The organism is Geobacter anodireducens (assembly GCA_001628815.1).
Lineage (GTDB): Bacteria > Desulfobacterota > Desulfuromonadia > Geobacterales > Geobacteraceae > Geobacter > Geobacter anodireducens.
Map to the genome: position 1 here is coordinate 984361 of CP014963.1, position 19534 is coordinate 1003894.

Here is a 19534-nt window from a genome sequence, read left to right on the forward strand (position 1 = left end):
GTGCTGGATCCCCGGCAGGGTTTCAATCCCCCATCACAACCACCAATAATCCCTGCAATTCCATTGACGACCAAGTTTCAGGTGATAAAGTTCATGCATAGGAAACGTAAATTCCCGTCCCTCTGAATCCCTTTCCCTCCCCTTCCGTTACCTTCCTCTCTCCATCCCTCCCGCAGAAGGAGGTATGAGATATGAAAAAGATAGCGATTTCCTGTCTGGTGCTGGTCCTGTTGTTGGGTGTGGATGGGGCCGGCGTGTGGGCCATTGATGTCGGATGGATGCAGAAAGGGGTGCGTGTCTGGTATTTCGGGGCTGTTGGCAGCACAACGGCGTCGGATGCCGAAGAAGCGTATCTGCTCAGCAACGTCAACGGCACTGATGTGCAGGTGACTAAGCATTCGGGGCTGAATCATTGGGGGACCACCAATCCGGTAGACATCGGCACCTATTCCGCCCTAGACATGGGGCCGTGCTGGATCCACCCCCAGAGGCTCCAGACCCTGCAGAGCGGCGATACCTGGAAAGGCCAGGTGATCGCCACCGTGCTGCGGGAATCCCATACCTACGCTACCTTCAAGGCGCAGTTCTCTTTTCCGTACCTCCTTCTCCCGATAAAGACGCTATTCGATCTCAAAGCCCAACGGGACGTGGTTAAGATCGTCTATTACATCAATCAGTACAGTACCGGCATTGCCTACTTTGACGCCGATACCGGCCTGATGCTGCTCTATGAAACGTCCAACGGGCTGGTGACGGTGTTCTTCCTCCTGAGCGAGATCAACTACGATTTTGCCACGCAGCAAGCCTTTGCCGAGGACAACGGGCCCCATACCGGGTTCAAGTCGTCGGTCCTGGAGCAGCAGATGATGCCCTGGCCCGATACCAGGAGCGGATATCTCTTCTTCCAGTCCTCGGTGGAGTCGCGATACGGTTCGACCGTGCAGATGTGGGTCTCCATGTCTTACAGCGGGAACAAGGGGTCTGCTCTGCCGCCCAATGAAAACTTCTGTTTTTTCGGCAGCGTCCCCATTCTGCGGCACATAGCCATGTCACAGGCAGCCGGTACCCGCCCGACCAGTGGGCACCCTATGGCAGTATCTCTGGTGGTGGGTGCCGGCAGGGGCGTTGCAGGCTACGGCCATAAATGTTTTTGATGTCCCCATGACCCGGACTGCCACGAGTCCCTATACCTTTACGGCCACCCAGCAGCCGGCAAGCCTTTACTTTCCCAAGCTCTGGTTCGACAACAACGGCTACCTGACCCAGTTTTCGGCCATGGATTCCGCCACCGGACTCGATATCGATCCGGAACGAAGTGCGGCCTATTACAATAATTCCACCTCGGTCGACGGGGTAACCTACTATGTGAGCAGCATGGGGATTGCCACGCCGTCTGTCTACCATCTCAGCATGACGGTGGTGAGCGACACGCCGGACAAGGGCGGCGGCTCCGTCCACGGCGACAGCGGCATAGCCTGCGCCGGCCAGGGATCGAACCCCTCCGGAATGAGCGGTGCCTGTCAGGCGGATTTCTCCTCAGGGACCACCGTCACCCTCTACCAGACCCCCGACTCCGACTCCACATGGGCGACATGGACTGCGGCCGGCTGCGGCACAAACCAGAGCTGCCAGGTGGTAATGAGCAGCGACCGGAACCTCACGGTCACGTTCCCCTATTCTCCCATGGCAAAGGTGAATTCCAGCGGTTACCGATGCGACTCGCTGGCCGAGGCGTACGCCGCGGCCGGCCCGATAGACACCATATACGGCAGAGCCGTGACCTTTGCGGAGGACTTCACCCTGGGCGGCAACAAGACGGTTACGCTCCTCGGCGGCCGCGACGCCTGGTATCTGCCCCTGGACGCCTGGACAACCCTGCAGGGGAAACTTTCAATTCTGAGCGGCGCACTGGTCGTGGAGAGACTTGCAATCAAATAGGCGCCGTGAGTTGAGTGCAGAGGGGAGAACAACGAGTTCTCCGTGATGATGCCGGCTGCAACGAACCGGCCGGTATCTTCCCCATCCTCCCGATACCAAACAAAGACAAGGGTTCGCCGGAACGGCCGGGGAACCTTAAGGGGACGTAGTTGATTTGTTGATTAGCGCAGGCATTAGTCAACTAATCAACTACGTCCCCCTAACCGTTCCGAGGTAGACCCTTGCGAAATGATCAAACCAAGAAAAACATCTGCTAATGCCGAACGGAGGATTTATCATGCCAGTTGAGCGCCTGGTCGTAATCGGCGGTGATGCCGCAGGTATGAGTGCCGCTGCAAAGGTACGCCGAACTGATCCGCAGCGAAGCATTACGGTGTTCGAACGCAGCCCCCATACGTCCTATGCTGCCTGCGGCATGCCGTATCTTCTCGGGGGACTGATAGATCACCACGATAAACTGATTGCCCGAACGCCGGAGACGTTTCGCGAAAAATACAATATCGAAGCTCTGACCAGCCATAATGTTCTGGAAATCGACGTGCCCGGTCAGAGTGTCCTGGTGGAAGACCTGAATAAAAAGAAGACGTTCCGGGCATACTATGATCAACTTCTGATCGCCACCGGAGCAGATCCCGTCTTTCCGCAACTGCCCGCCAGTGATGCCAACGGCATATTTGCTCTGTCTACACTTGCGAGTGGTCTTCAGGTACAGCATTTTATGGAACGTAACAACCCTCGCAAGGCGGTTGTGGTGGGGGGAGGGTATATTGGACTCGAAATGGCAGAAGCCCTGATCAGAAATGGGCTTCAGGTTTCCCTGGTCGAACGTGGCGAGCAGGTAATGGGGACGCTTGATCCGGATATGGGAGCAATGGTGTCCGATGCCTTGCGAGATATCGGTGTTACCCTCTATCTACGAGAGTCCCTGATCGGTTACGAGGCTGCAAGTGGAAAGGTGACCGCGGTGGTGACCGACCAGCGCACACTGCCTGCCGACTTGGTGATTGTCGGTCTGGGGACTCGTCCAAGCACCTCCCTGGCAGCATCAGCCGGCATCGCGCTTGGGGTCAAGGGCGCTATCAGCGTTAATCCCCGCATGCAAACTTCTGCGCCTGGAGTATGGGCTGCCGGCGACTGCGCCGAGACGTTCCATCTGGTCGGCTGCAAGCCGATTCATATTGCTCTGGGGACAGTGGCAAACAAGACGGGAACTGTGGCGGGCATTAATCTCTCGGGGGGATATGCCACGTTTCCGGGAGTTGTGGGAACGGCAGTCAGCAAGATATGTAAATACGAAGTTGCCCGCACCGGGCTTACGGAACGGGAATCGGATACGTTGGGACTTTGCTATGTGACTGCGACAATCAAAAGCAGGACCAGGGCTGGCTATTACCCCGGTGCTGGCTGGATAACCGTTAAATTGGCAGCGGAAAAAGTCAGCGGGCGGTTACTGGGAGGGCAGATCATCGGTCTTGAAGGAGCGGCCAAAAGGATCGATGTGCTAGCCACAGCTCTTACCGCTCACATGACGGTACAACAGATTGTAGATCTGGATCTCAGCTATGCACCGCCGTTTTCGCCAGTATGGGACCCGCTACAGACTGCCGCCCGTCAACTATTGGCGCAGTATTGACAACTGGAACAAAAAATGCGGCTGAACAACGTAACCCGCTATAAAGGGGTACAGATGCTGTTTCCATGCCTTCACAACCGGAACCTTCAATCGGCCTTTCCCGATCCAGTGGGAAGACCATCTGCTTAATCGGGCATGAATCGGGTCGGACCAACCCAACCTGCCGATATTTCAACAATATCACCTCAATTGAGGAGGTTTTTTACCCCTAGAAGCACATTTTTAGGGCCATAAGTGAGCACTTGACTGGGATTCAAGCTAGTTAGCTTGCTCCGACTCTCAGGAGGCCGCAGGCAGGATTGTTCTGGGATTTATCGCTTGATGCAGGGGACACCGTAGGCTGCCATGAAAACGTCTATGGCACGATCGGTAACCTGTTTGATTTCCTCCTCACTGACTTCTCCCAGGAGCTGAAACAGAAAACGCTCCATCAGTTCAGACTCAAGCAGGCTGAGCAGATGGCGTGACGCGACAACCGGATCAGCCTGCCGGAGCCTGCCAAGCCCGATTGCCGTTCTGAGGAGGTCTGCAGCAAGGTCCTGCCCGCGCAGTACTCCGCGCTCATACATGAGCCGCCCAAGATCGCTCCGGCCGGACACGGAGATGGCCAAGTGCCGATTTGCCTTAACGTTTGGCGAGTAAAGAAACGTCAGCCAACGCCTGCCGAAATCACGCAGCGATGCGGCAATATCATCCGCGGCAGGGTCTGTCGACCGGAAGACGGCCTCGAATTCGGTGTTGTTGGAGAGCGTCATTACTTCAAAAAACAATTCATCCTTGGACGGAAAATAATTGTAAAGCGTCGCCTTCGAACCGCCCACCCGGGCGCAGATTTCTGACATCGAGGTCCGCTCGAACCCATACTCCTGGAAAACCTGTGCCGCCACCGAGAGAATATGCTGTCGTTTTGTGTCTGATTTTTTTGCCATGCTCGTGTGGTTTCTCCTTGCGTTTTGGGGTGAGCGACACCAGTTCCCATAACTCCGCATCAAAAGTTCATTTTCTGCGGTGCAGAAAACAAATCGCCGCAATTATGGCCCAGCAAATCATCGTTCCGAATACGACAATTTTCAACAGGATTATTGATACCATATGATAAGTCAATGCCGGAACAGCAGATGGATGATATTCGTCGGGAAATCGTGAGATGGTTCGGCAACAAGAATGAAGTAAAAGACGAGCAGGGCGACAAGGGCAATCACGCTGTACAACAATAATCTGGAAGTTTCCATATCAGCACCTCAAGACTGACGAATGCCGAATCACAGGGCACTGGCCGTATCAATTAATATTTCTATGGAGCAAAGCCGTTCAATGGCATTAGATTGGCCGGCTTTTATGATCAGTCATTGTGCAGCCGATTTAGCCTCCAATTTCTCTGCCTCAGAGTTTAAGACTACAATATCAACCCGTCTGTTTTTGGCTCGGCCTTCTGCTGTGTCGTTTGTGTCAATGGAACGGTATTCGCTGTTGCCTACAGTAGATATTCTCTCGGGTTGCAAACCGTACGATTCTGTCATAAGGTGCATTATGTTGTTTGCCCGAGCGCTCGAAAGCTCCCAGTTAGAGCGAAACAGGGAATTTCTAATGGGAACATTGTCGGTATGTCCTTCTATCCTTAATTCATTTGCATAGATGGCAAGCGATCGAGCTATGGTTGCAATGACACTTATTGACGGTTGTTTTACTTTGTCACTACCTGAATCAAAGAAACCGGCCTCTTTCAAGCTTATTACCAAGCCGCGTCTCGTAATGTCTACGATTACCTTGTCTGATTTCCCTTCTTTGATGAGATATGCCTCAATGGATGACTTGATTTGCTTAAACTCGTTTTCTGAGGCCGTAATTTTAATGCCGGCATGATTGCCGGCGCCTTTTTTCTGTTCTGAGGTCGATGAAAGTGATGGCTTTATGTATGGCGGCCCCGGTTTTCTTGGACACGAAAATGAGGTAAATCTACGTGTTCAAGGAGGTCGTCAATGGAAAAGGATGTCAGTGTCTCCGGTGCGGCGGAAGGAGAGCGTAGCTCGACTGGAGCAGCACCGGAAGTCAAACGTTGGAGCGCCAACCGCAAAAAGGAGGTTGTCCTGCGGTTGATGCGCGGTGAACCAATCGATGCCTTGTCCCGTGAGTTGGGCATCGAAATCTATCGCCTGGAAGAGTGGCATCAGAAAGCACTCCAGGGAATAGAATCTGCTCTCAAGGCTCGTGAAGGTGATCCGTTGGCGGCAGAACTCGATGCAGCCTTCAAGCGCATCGGTGAGATCACCATGGAAAACGAGCTCCTCCGGGAGAAAGCGAGGCGTGCCCACCCTTTGGCCCAGAGGAGATCGAAGAAATGAGCGCTACGATCTCCCCTGCCACCGGTAAAGCCTACGGCGTTCAGCGCGTCTGCCGTGCCTGGGAAATGCCCCGCTCGTCGTTCTATAGCCGCCAAGGCAGAAAAACCCTGCCATCGGTATTGCTCAAGCGTGGCCCGAAAACACCGCTCACTGACGACGAGGTACTTGCTCTTATCCGAACCGATCTGGAGACATCCCCCTTTATCGGCGAGGGGCACCGTAAGGTCTGGGGACGCCTACGCTTCGTCAAAGGGATCAAAGTCGGCCGCAAGCGGGTGCTGCGTCTCATGCGGGAGAACAACCTGCTCTCTCCTCACCGGGTTGTTCAGGGACAGACCAAGAAGCACGACGGCAAGATCATCACGGCGGCTCCCAACGTCATGTGGGGTACCGATGGCACCAGGATCTTCACCCTGGAAGAAGGGTGGTGCTGGTTGTTTAGCGCCGTGGAGCACTGGAACGCCGAGTGCGTCGGTTGGCATGTGACCAAGAATGGCGATCGGTTTGCCGCATTGCAGCCGCTCTTCATGGGAATCAAGGCCCGTTTCGGCTCAGTCGGAGCTGCTGCTGCCCGTGGGCTGGTACTGAGGATGGATCACGGCAGCCAATACCTTTCGGAACATTTCCAGAACCAGATCAAGTTCTGGGGAATCGCCCCAAGTTTCTCGTTTGTTGCCGAACCGCAGACCAACGGGGTGACGGAACGGTTCAATCGGACTCTCAAAGAACAGGTCATCTATGGCCGCCACTACCGCACAATTGAAGAAGTAAGGACGGCAGTAGCTGACTTCATGGATCGTTACAACCGGCTGTGGCTGGTTGAAAAACTCGGTTTCAGAAGCCCACGACAAGCTTTCGAGGAGTATCAAGTCAAGAAGGCTGCGTGACTCTTATCTTGTGTCCAGGGTACCGGGCGCGCTACAGTGATGGCTTTATGCTCGGAATGGGATTGATCTGATCTGATGGAATCACATTGGGTTTAGAGCCCGGAGATCCGGCAACTGACATGCCGAAGGCACTTTGTATTGATTGCATCACTTCTTCTGTTTTCTTTTTGTCGGCTTGCGACATGGCATACAAAACAACAAAGACTGCAAACAAAAGGGTTAACAGGTCTCCGTAGGACACGAGCCAGCGTTCGTGGCTAGGCTGTTTTTCCGGTTCCCGCTTTCTTGCCATCGTTCCGCCCGCTCCCTAGAGTGACCTGTCTGACCTGTGCACCAGAACTGGAATTGTCGAGTACGCAAGCACCTTTTGCGTCTCGCTGCCGAGCAAAAATCCGCTGACGCCGCGGCGCCCGTGTGACGCCATGAAAATCAGATCACATTGGTTCCGACTGGCCGCTTCGATGATGGCGTTGTAGGGTTCTTCACTAACCAGTGTCACCTTGCCGTACTCAACTCCCGCCTCCTCGGCGATCTTTCCGGCTGCATCCAGAATGTCATTGGCGGTGCCGAGCATCTTTTCGCGAAACGTGGCGAAGGTATGCGTATCGAAGATGGCGCCCGTACCGTAGTACATCTTGGGAGCCGGTTGTACGGCACAGAAAAAGGTTATGCGCGATCCGATTTCCCTGGCGAATGAGACGGCGCGGTTGACTGCCTCCTGGGAGAGCGGCGAACCGTCGGTTGGAACAAGGATGTGCTTGAACATGGCGATCCTCCTTAATGCCCGCCGGCTGACGGGTCAACCACCCGGCTCGGCTTTGGTGCGATCCAGATAACTGAAGCTGCGATAAAGAAGGCGATGCCGATGGCCCACATCAATTGGTTGGTGGCCAGCATGACGCTTTGGCCGGTTATGATGTAGTCGATAACCTGATTCACCGCATCGCCGGGAGCGCCCGAGTTTTCGAGCATGGTTCTCACGCTTCGGTCACTGTCGGCGAGCCCCACCAGTTCGGCATGGTTGCGCGTAATCTGGTTGGCCCAGGTCGTGGTCACAATGGAGGTGGCAAAGGCACCGGACAGGGTACGCAGGAAGTTCATCAGACCCGCGGCGGAATCCATTTCGCGCTCTTCAACGCTCGCCAGGGCCAATCCGGTCGTCGGGATGAAAAAGAACGGGAGGCCGAATCCCAGAAACACCAGAGGGACGGCAATATTCCAGAAGGTCATGTCGGTAGTGGCCACGGTGCGCCACAGGGTGTCGATACCCAGCCAGATGACGCCGCCGAACACCAGTTTTCGGGCATCGATCCGAGTCGTCAACTGGGCCACCAGCGGAGCAACGAAAAACGCGGCAAGCCCGGTGCCGGCGGTGGCCAGGCCGGCCTGCGTGGCGGTGTACCCCATGAAATTCTGCAGCCAGAGCGGCGTAAGTACGCTGACCCCGAAGAAGGCGGCAAACGCCAGGCTGATGGTCAGCACAGAGGCGGTGAACCCGCGATGGCGGAATACCTTGAGGTCGACGACGGGATGCTCCTCATAAAGCTCCCAGATAATGAAGGCGGCAAAGGCGATGGCCGCAATAATGGCCAGGGCAACGATCTTGCCGGAGGCGAACCAGTCGAGGTTTTTCCCTTCATCAAGTATGAGCTGCAGTGCCGCGACCCAGATGACGAGCAGGACCAGGCCCACCCGGTCGATGGGGTTGCGGATCAGGGGTTCGCTGTAGCGCTTCAGCAATTGCCAGGCGAAGAATCCTCCAAGAAAAGCAATCGGCAGGTTGATGTAGAAAATCCATGACCAACTGTATTCATCGCAGAAATAACCGCCCAGAATAGGGCCGAGCACCGGTGCCACGAGGGTCGTCATCGACCATAACCCCAGGGCAGCGGCTGCTTTTTCCTTGGGGAAGATCCGCATCAGCAGGGTTTGTGACAACGGCATCAGCGGTCCGCCGGAAAAGCCTTGAAAGATGCGGGCGACCACCAGCAACCCCAGCGAGTTGGCCAGACCTGATACCAGGGAGAATATGCCGAAGAAGACCATCGCCCAGACGAAGACCCGTACCGCCCCGTAACGTGCCGACAACCAGCCGGTCAGCGGGACGGTAATGGCCTCGCCTACGGCGTATGAGGTAATGACCCAGGTGCCCTGGCTGACGGTCGCCCCCAGGCTGCCGGCGATGTTCGGCACCGCAACGTTGGCGATCGTCATGTTGAGAACAGCGATGAAGTTTGCTGCCGCGAGGATGATTGCCGCAAGCCAGAGCATGCCCCCGGAAAGCGGGGCATCATTTTCAGCGGCAGTGGTAGATGGTGAGGCTTGACTCATGCTGGCGTTCTCCACTTAGTTCCTGCCGCGGGTATCGATTTCGGCAGTCATGGACAGGCCGACCTTGAGCGGGTTCTTCAGCAGTTCTGCCGGATCGAGCTTGATGCGTACCGGCAGGCGCTGGACAACCTTGATCCAGTTGCCGGTGGCGTTCTGGGCCGGAATGGCGGAGAAGGCAGAGCCTGAGCCGCCCGAAAAGCCTTCGACGGTGCCGTGGTAGGCCACCGACTTGCCGTAAATGTCGGCATGGAGTGTGACCGGTTGGCCGATACGGACCTTTTTGAGCTGCACTTCCTTGAAGTTGGCGTCGACATGCATTTCCTGCACGGGCACCACGGAGAGCAAGGGGGTGCCGGCCTGGACACGTTGGCCGACCTGTACCTGCCGCTTGGCGATGATGCCGCCCAGCGGGGCCCGTATCACGGTCCGCTCCAGATCGACTGCCGCCTGGTCGCGGCGGGCACGGGCCAGTGCACTTCGGGGTTGGTGTCCACGGTCGTGCCGTCAATGAGTACGGCGTTGGCTTCGCGAGCGCTGATGGCGGTGCTGCGGTTTGCCCTGGCCTGGGCAATGGCGGCCCGAATGGCGTCCAGATTGGCCTTGGCAGCGGCAAAGGCATTTTGGGCACGGGTGAGTTCATCTCCGGATACCGAGCCCGATGTCGATAGTGTCGCGCGGCGTTTCAGGTCAATCTGTGCCCGTTCAAAATCCGCTTCAGCCGAACGGAGTTGGGCCGCAGCCCGTTCCTCATCGGCCTCCCGGGCCGTGATCTGGGCATGCAGGCTGCCGTCATTGGCCATAAACCCCTTGACGCGGCGAATCGCTCGCCCCAGGTCGGCGTCTGCCTGGGCAAGGGCGAGCCTGGCGTCGGTCTGGTCGATTCTGACCAGAATGTCACCTTTCCTGACCGTCTGGGTGTCGGTCACCAGCACCTCGCTGATGGTCCCGCCGACCGACGGAGTCACCTGGGCAACCTCGACCGCCGTGTAGGCGTTGTCGGTAGAGACGAAGTGCGAGCCGTACAAAAGCGCGTACGCCGTGGCACTTGCCGCCGAGATGACGACAACCGCGGCTAGGGCGATGAGCAGTTTCTTGCGGCGATTTGTTGCGGATACATCGGTGGGAATCGATTCGGCAGTTTCAGACATGTCGGCATCCTTCGCAGTGTTAGATTTTAGAGTGCTGGTATCCGCCGCCAAGGGCGCGCTGCAAGGCGACATCAAGGGCCAGTGCCCTGGATTTGAGTCCGGCGAGGATCCGTTGGCTGTTCAGCAGGACATCTTCCGCGTACAGGACTTCGATAACGTTGGCGAGTCCTCCCTCGTAGCGATTGCGAGCCACCCGATGTGCCTCGGCCGCTTCCGCCACAGCTTCGTCGCCTTTTTCCAACTGCCCGGCCAGCGCCTGATGCTGAGGGCGGCATTGGCAACGTCCTCCAGGGCGTGGGTCACCGTTGCGTTGTAATTGGCAACCATCTCGTCAGAGCGGCCGGCAGTGAAAATCGGCAGGGATACGGCAGGGCCGATCCCGCCGATATCCGATCCTGCCCTGGTCAGCATGTCCAGCCCCAACGACTGCACACCGATAAAGGCAACCAGGTTTACGTTGGGATAGAACTCGGCTTTCTTCTGATCGATACGGTGCATCTGCGCTTCGGTCACAAGACGCGCCATGGTCACGTCAGGGCGGCGTCCCACGAGGTTTGCCGCAAGTTCTGCCGGTAGTCCGAAACTGCTGTTGAGATTGACCGTTGGCGGGTGTATGGAACGTGCCCGGTCCGGACCGGCACCTGCCAGGGCAGCCAGGCGGTTACAGGTCAGGCCGATCTGCTCGTCAATGGAGAGCAGATCACCCTCTGCTCCGGCCAGCCGGGCTTTGGCCTCACTGACGCTCCCCCGGGTTTCCATGCCGTTGGTGAATCTCTCCGAGAAAAGTTCAACCGTTTTTTTGCGAATCTCCACCGTACGGACGGCGGTATCCCGTAACGCATAGAGCCCCGCCAGTTCGGAGTAATTCATGGCAATGGCCGCCGCGATGTTCAGCCGCACCAGGGCTGTCTCGGCGCGGCTCGCCTCCAGTTGCGATGTGGCCGCCGCCAACCCCGCACGGTTCTTGCCCCAGAAGTCGATCTCCCATTTCAGGTCGATCGTGCCCAGCCCGTAATCCTGCCAGCCGTCGGATGCTGCGGATCGGGGAATCAGGTGGTTGTAGCTGATCTTCTGTTCAGTCACCGACGCATTGGCGCTTACCTGCGGGATCAGGGCGGATCTGGATACCGTGACGTATGCTTCGGCCCGGCGCATGCGTGCCGCTGCTGCGGCCATGTCCGGCGAATCGCGCAGTGCCTCGTCAATCAATGTGACAAGCTGAGAATCGCCATACGACTGCCACCAGCGTTCTGCCGGCCAAGTGCCGGCGGGTGCTGAAAATGATGCTGTGGTCTCATAGTCGGAAGAAGATTTCATGCTGCCGAGCCGGCCGGTTTCCGGAAGCATGGCGCAGCCACAAAGGCTGGTCGCCACGAGGGCAGCGATTGTGATAACCAGCCGTTTTGGAGACGATGTGGACGGTAGGAATTCAGGGGTCATTCAATAAGCCCTCTCATACTCTCGATTATAAACTGTACTGTACGGTACAGTATTTTGGAGGGGAATGTCAAGCGGTGTAAACCTTCAGGCCTTCCCGACGAAATAATGGGGATAGCGAACCGCCTATCCCCATTATTTACGTGTGTCTGGCACCGATCGATCATCGATTCCGTGCCTCGAAAGGACTGCAGATGTCGGGTGCTCATGCGGATGAACCGACCAGTTTGTCATTCGATATGCGTTCGGAACTGATCGGCAGTTATCGCCATGGCCGTCTTCATGGCGGGGTGATTGCCACGGCGCGGATACGGTCGCCGGTTTTGTGCCGGCGGCGATTGCCGAAAAACATCCCCATGAGACGGTGGGGCAGATCGTGACGCGGTTCGGTCGCTTTGACACCATCGATTTGCGGGTGGATTACCTGCGTCAGGGGATCGGTCGCAGCTTCGGTGCCCGCACGACAGTCGGGCGTATCGCCTCGGTACAGATGGAGTTGAAAAACGACGCTGGCCAGTCGATACCCCCCGGCACCGGTTCTTACCTCCTGACCTGAACTGACCTTGACCATGCCGGCCGGGCTGACGGCAACCGGCTGCCGTCTTGTCCCGGGGCGAAAAATTGCCCGCGTCGCTCCCCGAGTCGTTAACCGTATGATATTATTCTAACGCTTGACGAATTCGTGCACCCCCCTGTCCGCATGATCCGCCACCTCCTTCGCACACCCGCCACGAAAGGAGATGCCCATGGAGTTCTTCGTCTGCCCCTGCCCGGAAACCGGCACCGTGATCCTCGACGGCGTAGACCAGGGCCCCAACAAGGACGACGCGGGGGTGCTGCAGGCCAAGCAGTGCAACCCGGGCCGCCACACCGTGACGCTCCGGTGCCCTGCGGGCAAGACCTGTGCCCCGCCCAAGGTGACCGTGGTGATCAGAAACACCGACCCGGTGGCGCCCCTGGAGGTGGCGTTCCAATGCGTGTGACGGGCAGAGGACTGAGGCTGTTCCTGGCCGGCGCGGCGCTCGTGGCGGGGGGCTGCGCCCATTATCCGGAGAATCCCCGGCTGACGACCGTTTCACCGGCAGCGGGCTACCGCTACAGCGTGGTCAGGCCCCAGCCCACGGCGGACAAGCCCTTTGTCCTGCTGGCGTTCTCGGGCGGCGGCACCCGCGCGGCGGCCTTTTCCTTTGGCCTGATGGAGGAGTTGAACAGGGTCGAGTACGCCGGCCGGGACGGGGCCGGGCACCGGCTCCTGGACGACGTGGAGATCATCTCGTCGGTTTCCGGCGGGAGTTTTACCTCGGCCTACTACGCGCTCTACCCGGACCGGTTCTTCGACGATTTTCCGGGTAGATTCCTCTACCGCGACATTCAGGGCGGGCTCGTGCGGCGCCTGTTCAACCCCTACAACTGGTGGCGCCTGGCCTCGCCGGATTTCAGCCGGATCGACATGGCGGAGGAGTATTACAACGACACGGTCTTCGGGGGCAAGACCTTCGCCGACTTGGCCGCCGCGCCCGGGAAGAGGGCGCCCTTCCTGGTACTGAACGCCACGGACATCAGCATCGTCCACCGGTTCGAGTTCACCCAGGACCAGTTCGACCTGCTCTGCTCGGACCTGGCCGGGGTCTCGGTCGCCCGGGCCGTGGCCGCCTCGTCCAATTTCCCGGTGGCCTTTGCCCCGCTCACCCTTACCATCCACAAGGAGCCGTGCGGCCCACTCCCCGAATGGATCGGGCTGGGCCTGGACCGGGAGAGCAACCCGAAGCGCCGCGTGGCCGACGCCATGGCCGCCCGGTCGTACCGCGAGCCCGACCGGCTCTACGCCCACCTCCTGGACGGCGGTCTGTCGGACAACCTGGGGCTCAGGGGGCCGTTCCAGGCGGTCACCACCACGGACAGCGCGTGGAGCATCCTCCGCTACGCCAACCTGAACCGGCTGGGGCGGCTCATGGTGATCGCGGCCAACGCCAAGACGACCAAGCAGCGGAGCTGGGACGCCGAGAGCGCGCCGCCGGGGATCGGCGCCGTCCTCGATGTGGCCCTGAACGGCCCCATGGACGACGTCTCCTTTGACAGCGTGGAGATGGTCGACGGCCATTTTCAGCAGATGCGCCAGCTGGCCCGGACAGTGGATTCCTGCAACCGGCGGCTGGGGCAGGAGTGCCCGTCGGCCCCGCCGATCCCGAACCCGATCGTGACCGAGTTCACCTTTGCCGAGCTGACCTTCGACGATATCCCGGACCCGCGCCTGCGCCTCTGCCTGCAGGCGCTGCCCACGTCGTTCGCACTGCCGGCCAAGACCGTGGACCTGCTCCGCGCCGCGGCCGGGTACCTGCTGATGGGCTCGGCCGAATTCGTCGGCGGCATGCAACGGCTCGATCCCACCTGGCAGCCGCGCCCCGTGGCCATCGACCCGGCGCTGGTGGACGAGGTCTGCGGGCCGGTATCGGGCGGGGGGAGCTGAAAAGGAGCCGGTTCGCCCCCTTTTACCGTGTCTTTCGGCCCCGTTCTGGTACACTCCTCTCCGGGCGCGCCGTTCTCGCTCGCACGGCCTGCGCCGACCGATCCCATCGAACCCTGGAGGCATGCCATGACCACCCCCACCGAAACCTCGCTCAACCGGAAATTGCCGCTGGGCAGCGACCTGAAGCAGCGGCGGCGCTTCATGGTGGTTGACGAGGATATCCCCGGCAACTTCCGTTTCGGCCTCCTGCTGGAAGAACTGGACATCTTTGCCGAACAGACGGCCCTGGCCTATGTCCGGCGCTTCCACCCGGAGGGCCGGGTCGTGACGGCAGCCATCGACAATATCCTGCTGCGCCACGTGGTGGACGTGAACCGCGACATCGTCATGTGCGCGCGGATCAACCACGTGGGGCGCTCCTCCATGGTGGTGGGGATCCGCCTGGAGCACGCGGGCGACCCGGCCACGCACATCGCCTCCTGCTACTTCACCATGGTTGCCCGTGGCGGGGAAGAGGCGGGCGAGAGCATTGCCCTGCCCCCCCTGGAGTACCGCGACGAGCTGGAGCAGCAGCGGGCGGACAAGGCCGTTGCCGGCCGGGAGGAGTACCGCCGGCAGCAGGCGTCGCTGAAAGAGCCCCCCAGCCGGGATGAGTACGAGATGCTGGACCGGCTCCACCGGGCCCAGGAGGAGCCCGGCTTTGGCGGCCACCGGGCCGGCAGTCTGGTGGCGGATGCCTGGGAGCGGATGTATCCCGAGCAGGAGTACGTGCCCCAGCGGATCTTCGGCGGTTACCTGATCCGCCGCGCCTACGAGCTGTCGGGCATCTGCTCCGAGCTGGTGGCGCCGGACCGCTCCATCATCGCGGCCGTGAACCGGATCAACTTCTTCCACCCGGTAAGGATCGGGGACAAGCTCCACTTCACCAGCCGGGTGGTCTTCACCAACGAGAGCTTTGTCTGCGTGGAGGCAAACATCGAGCGGATCAGCCGCGACCGGACCGTCAAGGCCCTCTCCAACTCGTGCCTCTTCACCTTTGTCAACGTGGACCGCGAGTTGAACCACCGCCCGGTGCCCCCCATCTATCCGGCCACCTACCGGGAGGATGCCGGCTATCTGGAGGCCTACCGCAGCTACCAGGCCATTGCCGGCCACTACCGGATGATCTGAGCCACTGTTGGCGGGCCGCCAGCGGTCCTGACCCGGTCGGCCCAGGATTTCCCGCCCCCCCCCCCGCACAAACCCCCGCAACCCTGGTTGCACCCTGCAACCCTGGTTGCGGGGATCCGTTGCGTTCCTCTTCATGTCATGTGCGCGCCGGATGGCTCAGGTGGCATCTCTCCTGTTTTACTCTGCAACAACAGCATGTTATCCGCATTGTCCCCACGTGTTTCCTCCAGGCGTTACAGCCGCTCCCGCCGGTTTCTTTCCGGTAACTACGGCAGAACAGCCTGAAGTCATGGCAACCAGGGTTGCCTGGCTTACGACTCAAAAAAACCATATTTATCAAAAAAATACAATAATACCGATATGTTGCGAGATGCTGTCCCGTTGGTATGCCCATTGCTGAACAGGGAACGCATGATCACTGATTACAGCCGCCTGGCATCGTGAGCCGCGCCCCGGCCCGGCGCCTGCCAGAACTGGAGAAATGGGTCGCACACCGGAAAGGAGGATGGTGGAAAGGGATGTTCCCGGAAGCAGCAGGGGGGCACGATGTCCGCTTCCCCGGGGCAAAGGAGATGCAAGAGAAGCAACCTCAACCACACGAAGAAAAGGAGAACATCATGTCGAGAAGCAAAACTGCAAAGAAGCTGTCCGCACTGCTGGGAGTATCGTTGTCTGTTGCCGCTTCGGCCGCCTGGGCCGGCACCATCACCGGGTGGGACATGAGCAACGTGACGGTGGCGCCTCCCCCTTATACCGAGTATGTGACCTACACCAGCACCCTCTTCACCAGCCCGGCCAAGACCGGCACCAACGGCGTGATCACCTGGAAGGAAACCGACGTCAAGGCGCCCGGCATGAAGGTCGTCAACAAGGATGACGTGACCGGGCTCAAGTGCATCATGACCACCGGCTACAACCCCTACGACTTCTCCGACAAGATGTGCTCGGACCCGCTCCAGTCCAGCAAGCGCTGGAAGGTGAAGGGGACCAACGGCCAGCCCATCGATGTGTATTTCAACGTGGCGACCGACACCAATACCAGCATCTACAACTCCATGCAGAAGCTGACCGACGGCGACGTGAAGAAGTGGAAAGGCTTCCGGGCCGAGCTGGGCTTCATGGTGAACGGCGTGTTCACCAAGTCCAAGTCCGGTGACGGCCTCGGCTTCACTGACAAGAAAGGGAGATTCTTCACCACCACCTCGTCCGCCGTTCAGTCCGCCGAAGTACTGTCGGCCCTCTTTGCCCAGGGGCTTGCCGGCCCCGCCGACAAGAACCACCCGACCACCGGCTACTTTGATCCGAACTACCGCTTCAGCTACCTGCTCAATGCCACGGAAGACGGGCTCGACACCGGCCTGATCTCCTCCAACTACTATGCGCTGTTCGGCGACTGGAACAACCTGTCCGGCGTGCCCTGGGCCTACTACTATGACAATGACGACAACATCAACACCGACAACCTGCTGATGGCCAACTGCGACGGCAACTTCGTGGTGACCGATCCGGTCGCGGAAACGGGCTACTGCGAAGGGACCTGGGTGACCTACCGCAGCCAGGCCGGCCTGGACGCCAACGGCCTCCCCTATCCCTCGGACGGCATCAAGAAGCCGGTTCCGGCCGATGTGCTGGCGTCCTGGCAGTCCAACCGGCTGTACCTGACCGGCCCCATCGAAGACCTGGCCAACCTGGGCGTCAACTACTACATCACGGTCAACAAGCTGAACGCCTCCTGGCCGACCCCGAACCAGTTCGTGCTCCGCTTCTATCCGAAGTACTAAGAGCGGCCTGAACGGCAGGGTGCAGTAACACAACAGCGGGAGGGGCATGGGCTCCTCCCGCTTTGTGCGTTGTCGGCCGCGCAGGCTGCATCACAATTTCCCCCGCTTGTCCGCGTCGATCGCCAGCCCGCAGTGTCTGCAGTGCCTGAGGTAGAGGGGAAATGCAAACTTGATGTGGTAGTAGTTCCGGCAACGGGGGCACCTGGTAAACGCCACCAGGATCACCGTGTTCCAGAGGAACAGGAACCAGACGTAGAAGGTGATGAGCGCGGCCCTGCCGGAATGGGTCCAGGCGAGGGTGACCCATATCTCCGGCACGTAGAGGAGGATGACTGCCCAGAGCAGGCACCGTCGCCTGCGCAGGCTCCTGAGCCCGGAGCCGATGAGGAATGGGTCGGTGACCATCTCTCCGTCCCCCGCGCGCTTCACGCCGTTCACGGGGCGGTGCGGCGTCCTCCGCCTCCGCCGGTGAGCAGCTCCTTGAACCGCTTGAGCCGGTAGTGTGATTCGCGCTCACGCTCGCCGATGTAGTGGCCGATTTCCCGGATCTCCCGGCGCAGGCCGGGGAGGATCCGCTCCTCAAGTACCCTGATCCGCCGCGTAGTGCGGACGATCTCGTCGCCGAGCCGCTTCAGCCTGCTCTCGTAGGCGGCGATCTCCAGCATTTCCCCCAGGATGGTCTCGAACAGGTGCAACGCCTCCTCCAGGTGGGGGGTGGTGAGCCGGTAGTCATAGCCCCGCTCCGAGGGCGACCGGACCGCCTCGCCCCGGAATCCCACGTCCCGGTAGTGAAGCCCCATGACGCTCCGGTCCACGATCTCCACCCCCAGGTCCCGGGGGGCGATCCGTTCGAGGGATTCCGCGAACTCGTCCCCTTCGATGCCGAGGGTCAGGTGCAGTTCCCGCAGCGCCCGGGCATAGGCCGCCCTGACTTCGTCCCGGGAGCGCATGAACGGGAGGGTGGCGGCCAGGAACTCCCGGATGAGCGCCAGGCGCCGCGCCTTGAGGATGCCGATGCTGCCGCTGACGGCGCGCCCCTTGTCCTTGAGCAGGAGCAGGTTGGTGCGGGTCGGGTGGATCATTGGGCCTCCGCCGGAAAGCGCCCGAGAAGGGCGAGCCCCCCGTCCAGGCTGGCGTTGATGTCCCGCCGCACCGCGCCTGGTGGATCAGCTCCCGCTCGAAGGCGTCGGCAAAGTCGAGCATGAGCCGGTCGCTCCCCATCATCCCCTCGCGGCCCACGATGGCCTCCAGGCGGCGCAGGTCGCGCCCCTTGGCGTACTGCTTGTAGAGGAGATCGGCGATGCGGCGGTGGTCCTGCCGGGTGCGGCCGCTGCCGATGCCCCGCTGCATGAGGCGTGACAGGCTGGGGAGGACGTCCACCGGGGGGAAGACCCCCTTCTGATGCAGCTCCCGGGAGAGGACGATCTGCCTTCGGTGATGTAGCCGGTCAGGTCCGGGATCGGGTGGGTGATGTCGTCTTCGGGCATGGTCACCACCGGCAGCATGGTGACCGAGCCGGGCATCCCCCTGATTCGTCCGGCCCGTTCGTAGAGCGAGGCCAGGTCCGAGTACATGTAGCCGGGATAGCCGCGCCGGCCGGGAAGCTCCTCCCGCGCCGTGGAGACTTCGCGCAGGGCGTCGCAGTAGTTGGTCATGTCGGTGATGACCACCAGCACGTCCATGCCGCGGGCAAAGGCCAGGTGTTCGGCCACGGCGAGGCCGAAGCGGGGCGCCAGAAGGCGCTCCATGACCGGCTCGCCGGCCCGGTTGATGAAGGCCGTGAAGTCCCCTTCCATGTCGGCGAGGACCTGCATGTAGAAGGCGTACTCGTGGTGGGGGAGCCCGAGGGCCACGAAGACCACCACAAAGGCGCCTCCCCCGGCGAGGCGCGCGTTGCGCACGATGGCGGCGGTCATCTCCTTGGCCGGCAGGCCGGCGCTGGAGAAGATGGGCAGCTTCTGCCCCTTGACCAGGGTGTTGAGGGCGTCGATGGCGGTGAGGCCGGTCTCGATGAACTCCTCGGGCCGCGCCCGGGCCGTGGGGTTGATGGGGGCGCCGGTGATGGGAGTCCACTGCTCGGGCACGAACATGGGGGCGCCGTCGATGGGGATGAAGGAGCCGTTGAAGACTCTGCCGATCACGTCAGCGGACAGGGGGGCCTGCCGGATCGCGTCGGTGAAGGCAACGTCTGCGTCCAGGCCCAGGCCGCGGGTTTCGCCGAAAACCTGGATCAGCACGGTGTCCCCGTCGATCTTCAGGATCTCCCCTTCGGCCGTTTCGCCGCCGGGGCAGGCGATGCGCACCACCTCGCCCATGCGGGCCGCGAAGACCTGTTCCACGAAGAGGAGCGGCCCCCTGATGGAGGAAATGGTGCGGTAACGATGCTCGGACAGTCGCATG

At 60.1% G+C, this 19534-nt stretch carries 13 protein-coding genes and 4 pseudogenes; 9 read left to right on the forward strand and 8 right to left on the reverse strand.

What is annotated here, in order from left to right; genetic code table 11:
• The first annotated feature begins 191 nt into the window (after positions 1 to 191).
• A pseudogene (locus A2G06_04590) lies at positions 192 to 1938 on the forward strand (hypothetical protein).
• Positions 1939 to 2215: 277 nt separating this feature from the next.
• Positions 2216 to 3571, forward strand: coding sequence for a flavoprotein oxidoreductase (locus A2G06_04595; protein ANA39753.1), 1356 nt, complete (start codon positions 2216 to 2218; stop codon positions 3569 to 3571).
• A gap of 311 nt (positions 3572 to 3882) precedes the next feature.
• Here the strand turns inward: A2G06_04595 and A2G06_04600 are convergent, their stop codons facing one another.
• On the reverse strand, positions 3883 to 4500 hold the full coding sequence (locus tag A2G06_04600) for a hypothetical protein (GenBank protein ANA39754.1): 618 nt from the start codon (positions 4498 to 4500) through the stop codon (positions 3883 to 3885).
• Between the two features lie 1050 nt (positions 4501 to 5550).
• On the opposite strand from A2G06_04600, the gene A2G06_04605 reads away from it, so the two are divergent.
• Together A2G06_04605 and A2G06_04610 are read left to right on the forward strand one after the other, a co-directional pair.
• Positions 5551 to 5913, forward strand: a complete 363-nt coding sequence (locus tag A2G06_04605) for a hypothetical protein (GenBank protein ANA39755.1) — start codon at positions 5551 to 5553, stop codon at positions 5911 to 5913.
• Positions 5910 to 6800 carry an integrase gene (locus A2G06_04610; protein ANA39756.1) on the forward strand — a complete coding sequence of 297 codons (891 nt, stop codon included), beginning with the start codon at positions 5910 to 5912 and terminating at the stop codon, positions 6798 to 6800. The genes A2G06_04605 and A2G06_04610 overlap by 4 nt, the downstream gene beginning before the upstream one ends.
• A 307-nt stretch (positions 6801 to 7107) precedes the next feature.
• Here the strand turns inward: A2G06_04610 and A2G06_04615 are convergent, their stop codons facing one another.
• The 4 genes and pseudogenes from A2G06_04615 to A2G06_04630 all read right to left on the reverse strand — a co-directional run bounded on the left by A2G06_04615 (position 7108) and on the right by A2G06_04630 (position 11719).
• Positions 7108 to 7566 carry a sulfate transporter gene (locus A2G06_04615; GenBank protein ANA39757.1) on the reverse strand — a complete coding sequence of 153 codons (459 nt, stop codon included), beginning with the start codon at positions 7564 to 7566 and terminating at the stop codon, positions 7108 to 7110.
• An 11-nt stretch (positions 7567 to 7577) separates the two neighbouring features.
• On the reverse strand, positions 7578 to 9131 hold the full coding sequence (gene emrB, locus A2G06_04620) for a multidrug resistance protein B (GenBank protein ID ANA41591.1): 1554 nt from the start codon (positions 9129 to 9131) through the stop codon (positions 7578 to 7580).
• A gap of 15 nt (positions 9132 to 9146) precedes the next feature.
• A pseudogene (locus A2G06_04625) lies at positions 9147 to 10279 on the reverse strand (efflux transporter periplasmic adaptor subunit).
• 19 nt (positions 10280 to 10298) lie between these two features.
• A pseudogene (locus A2G06_04630) lies at positions 10299 to 11719 on the reverse strand (multidrug transporter).
• A gap of 322 nt (positions 11720 to 12041) precedes the next feature.
• Between A2G06_04630 and A2G06_04635 the strand changes: the two are divergent.
• From A2G06_04635 to A2G06_04655, 5 genes are all read left to right on the forward strand, one after another.
• Entirely contained in the window at positions 12042 to 12272 is a 231-nt protein-coding gene (locus tag A2G06_04635) for a hypothetical protein (protein ID ANA39758.1), read from the forward strand.
• A 190-nt stretch (positions 12273 to 12462) separates the two neighbouring features.
• Positions 12463 to 12699: a hypothetical protein gene (locus A2G06_04640; GenBank protein ANA39759.1), complete on the forward strand. Its 237-nt coding sequence runs from the start codon at positions 12463 to 12465 to the stop codon at positions 12697 to 12699.
• Complete coding sequence (locus tag A2G06_04645) at positions 12690 to 14183, forward strand: hypothetical protein (protein ANA39760.1); 1494 nt, start codon at positions 12690 to 12692, stop codon at positions 14181 to 14183. Before A2G06_04640 ends, A2G06_04645 begins: the two co-directional genes overlap by 10 nt.
• 126 nt (positions 14184 to 14309) lie before the next feature.
• On the forward strand, positions 14310 to 15353 hold the full coding sequence (locus A2G06_04650) for an acyl-CoA thioesterase (GenBank protein ID ANA39761.1): 1044 nt from the start codon (positions 14310 to 14312) through the stop codon (positions 15351 to 15353).
• 617 nt (positions 15354 to 15970) lie between these two features.
• Positions 15971 to 17134 carry a hypothetical protein gene (locus A2G06_04655; GenBank protein ID ANA41592.1) on the forward strand — a complete coding sequence of 388 codons (1164 nt, stop codon included), beginning with the start codon at positions 15971 to 15973 and terminating at the stop codon, positions 17132 to 17134.
• A 90-nt stretch (positions 17135 to 17224) separates the two neighbouring features.
• Here the strand turns inward: A2G06_04655 and A2G06_04660 are convergent, their stop codons facing one another.
• The 3 genes and pseudogenes from A2G06_04660 to A2G06_04670 form a co-directional block, all read right to left on the reverse strand.
• Positions 17225 to 17572: a hypothetical protein gene (locus A2G06_04660; protein ANA39762.1), complete on the reverse strand. Its 348-nt coding sequence runs from the start codon at positions 17570 to 17572 to the stop codon at positions 17225 to 17227.
• Positions 17569 to 18216 (reverse strand): ATPase, encoded by a 648-nt coding sequence (locus A2G06_04665; GenBank protein ANA39763.1) that lies wholly within the window; start codon positions 18214 to 18216, stop codon positions 17569 to 17571. Before A2G06_04665 ends, A2G06_04660 begins: the two co-directional genes overlap by 4 nt.
• Positions 18213 to 19533, reverse strand: a pseudogene (locus tag A2G06_04670) (V-type ATP synthase subunit B). The gene A2G06_04665 and the pseudogene A2G06_04670 overlap by 4 nt, the downstream one beginning before the upstream one ends.
• Position 19534 lies beyond the last annotated feature (1 nt).

What these genes read in the sequence shown, in the direction of transcription:
- A2G06_04595 (ANA39753.1), top strand. Translation starts at nt 2,216, where the DNA reads ATGCCAGTTGAGCGCCTGGTCGTAATCGGCGGTGATGCCGCAGGTATG.
- A2G06_04600 (ANA39754.1), bottom strand. Translation starts at nt 4,500, where the DNA reads ATGGCAAAAAAATCAGACACAAAACGACAGCATATTCTCTCGGTGGCG.
- A2G06_04605 (ANA39755.1), top strand. Translation starts at nt 5,551, where the DNA reads ATGGAAAAGGATGTCAGTGTCTCCGGTGCGGCGGAAGGAGAGCGTAGC.
- A2G06_04610 (ANA39756.1), top strand. Translation starts at nt 5,910, where the DNA reads ATGAGCGCTACGATCTCCCCTGCCACCGGTAAAGCCTACGGCGTTCAG.
- A2G06_04615 (ANA39757.1), bottom strand. Translation starts at nt 7,566, where the DNA reads ATGTTCAAGCACATCCTTGTTCCAACCGACGGTTCGCCGCTCTCCCAG.
- emrB (ANA41591.1), bottom strand. Translation starts at nt 9,131, where the DNA reads ATGAGTCAAGCCTCACCATCTACCACTGCCGCTGAAAATGATGCCCCG.
- A2G06_04640 (ANA39759.1), top strand. Translation starts at nt 12,463, where the DNA reads ATGGAGTTCTTCGTCTGCCCCTGCCCGGAAACCGGCACCGTGATCCTC.
- A2G06_04645 (ANA39760.1), top strand. Translation starts at nt 12,690, where the DNA reads ATGCGTGTGACGGGCAGAGGACTGAGGCTGTTCCTGGCCGGCGCGGCG.
- A2G06_04650 (ANA39761.1), top strand. Translation starts at nt 14,310, where the DNA reads ATGACCACCCCCACCGAAACCTCGCTCAACCGGAAATTGCCGCTGGGC.
- A2G06_04655 (ANA41592.1), top strand. Translation starts at nt 15,971, where the DNA reads ATGTCGAGAAGCAAAACTGCAAAGAAGCTGTCCGCACTGCTGGGAGTA.
- A2G06_04665 (ANA39763.1), bottom strand. Translation starts at nt 18,216, where the DNA reads ATGATCCACCCGACCCGCACCAACCTGCTCCTGCTCAAGGACAAGGGG.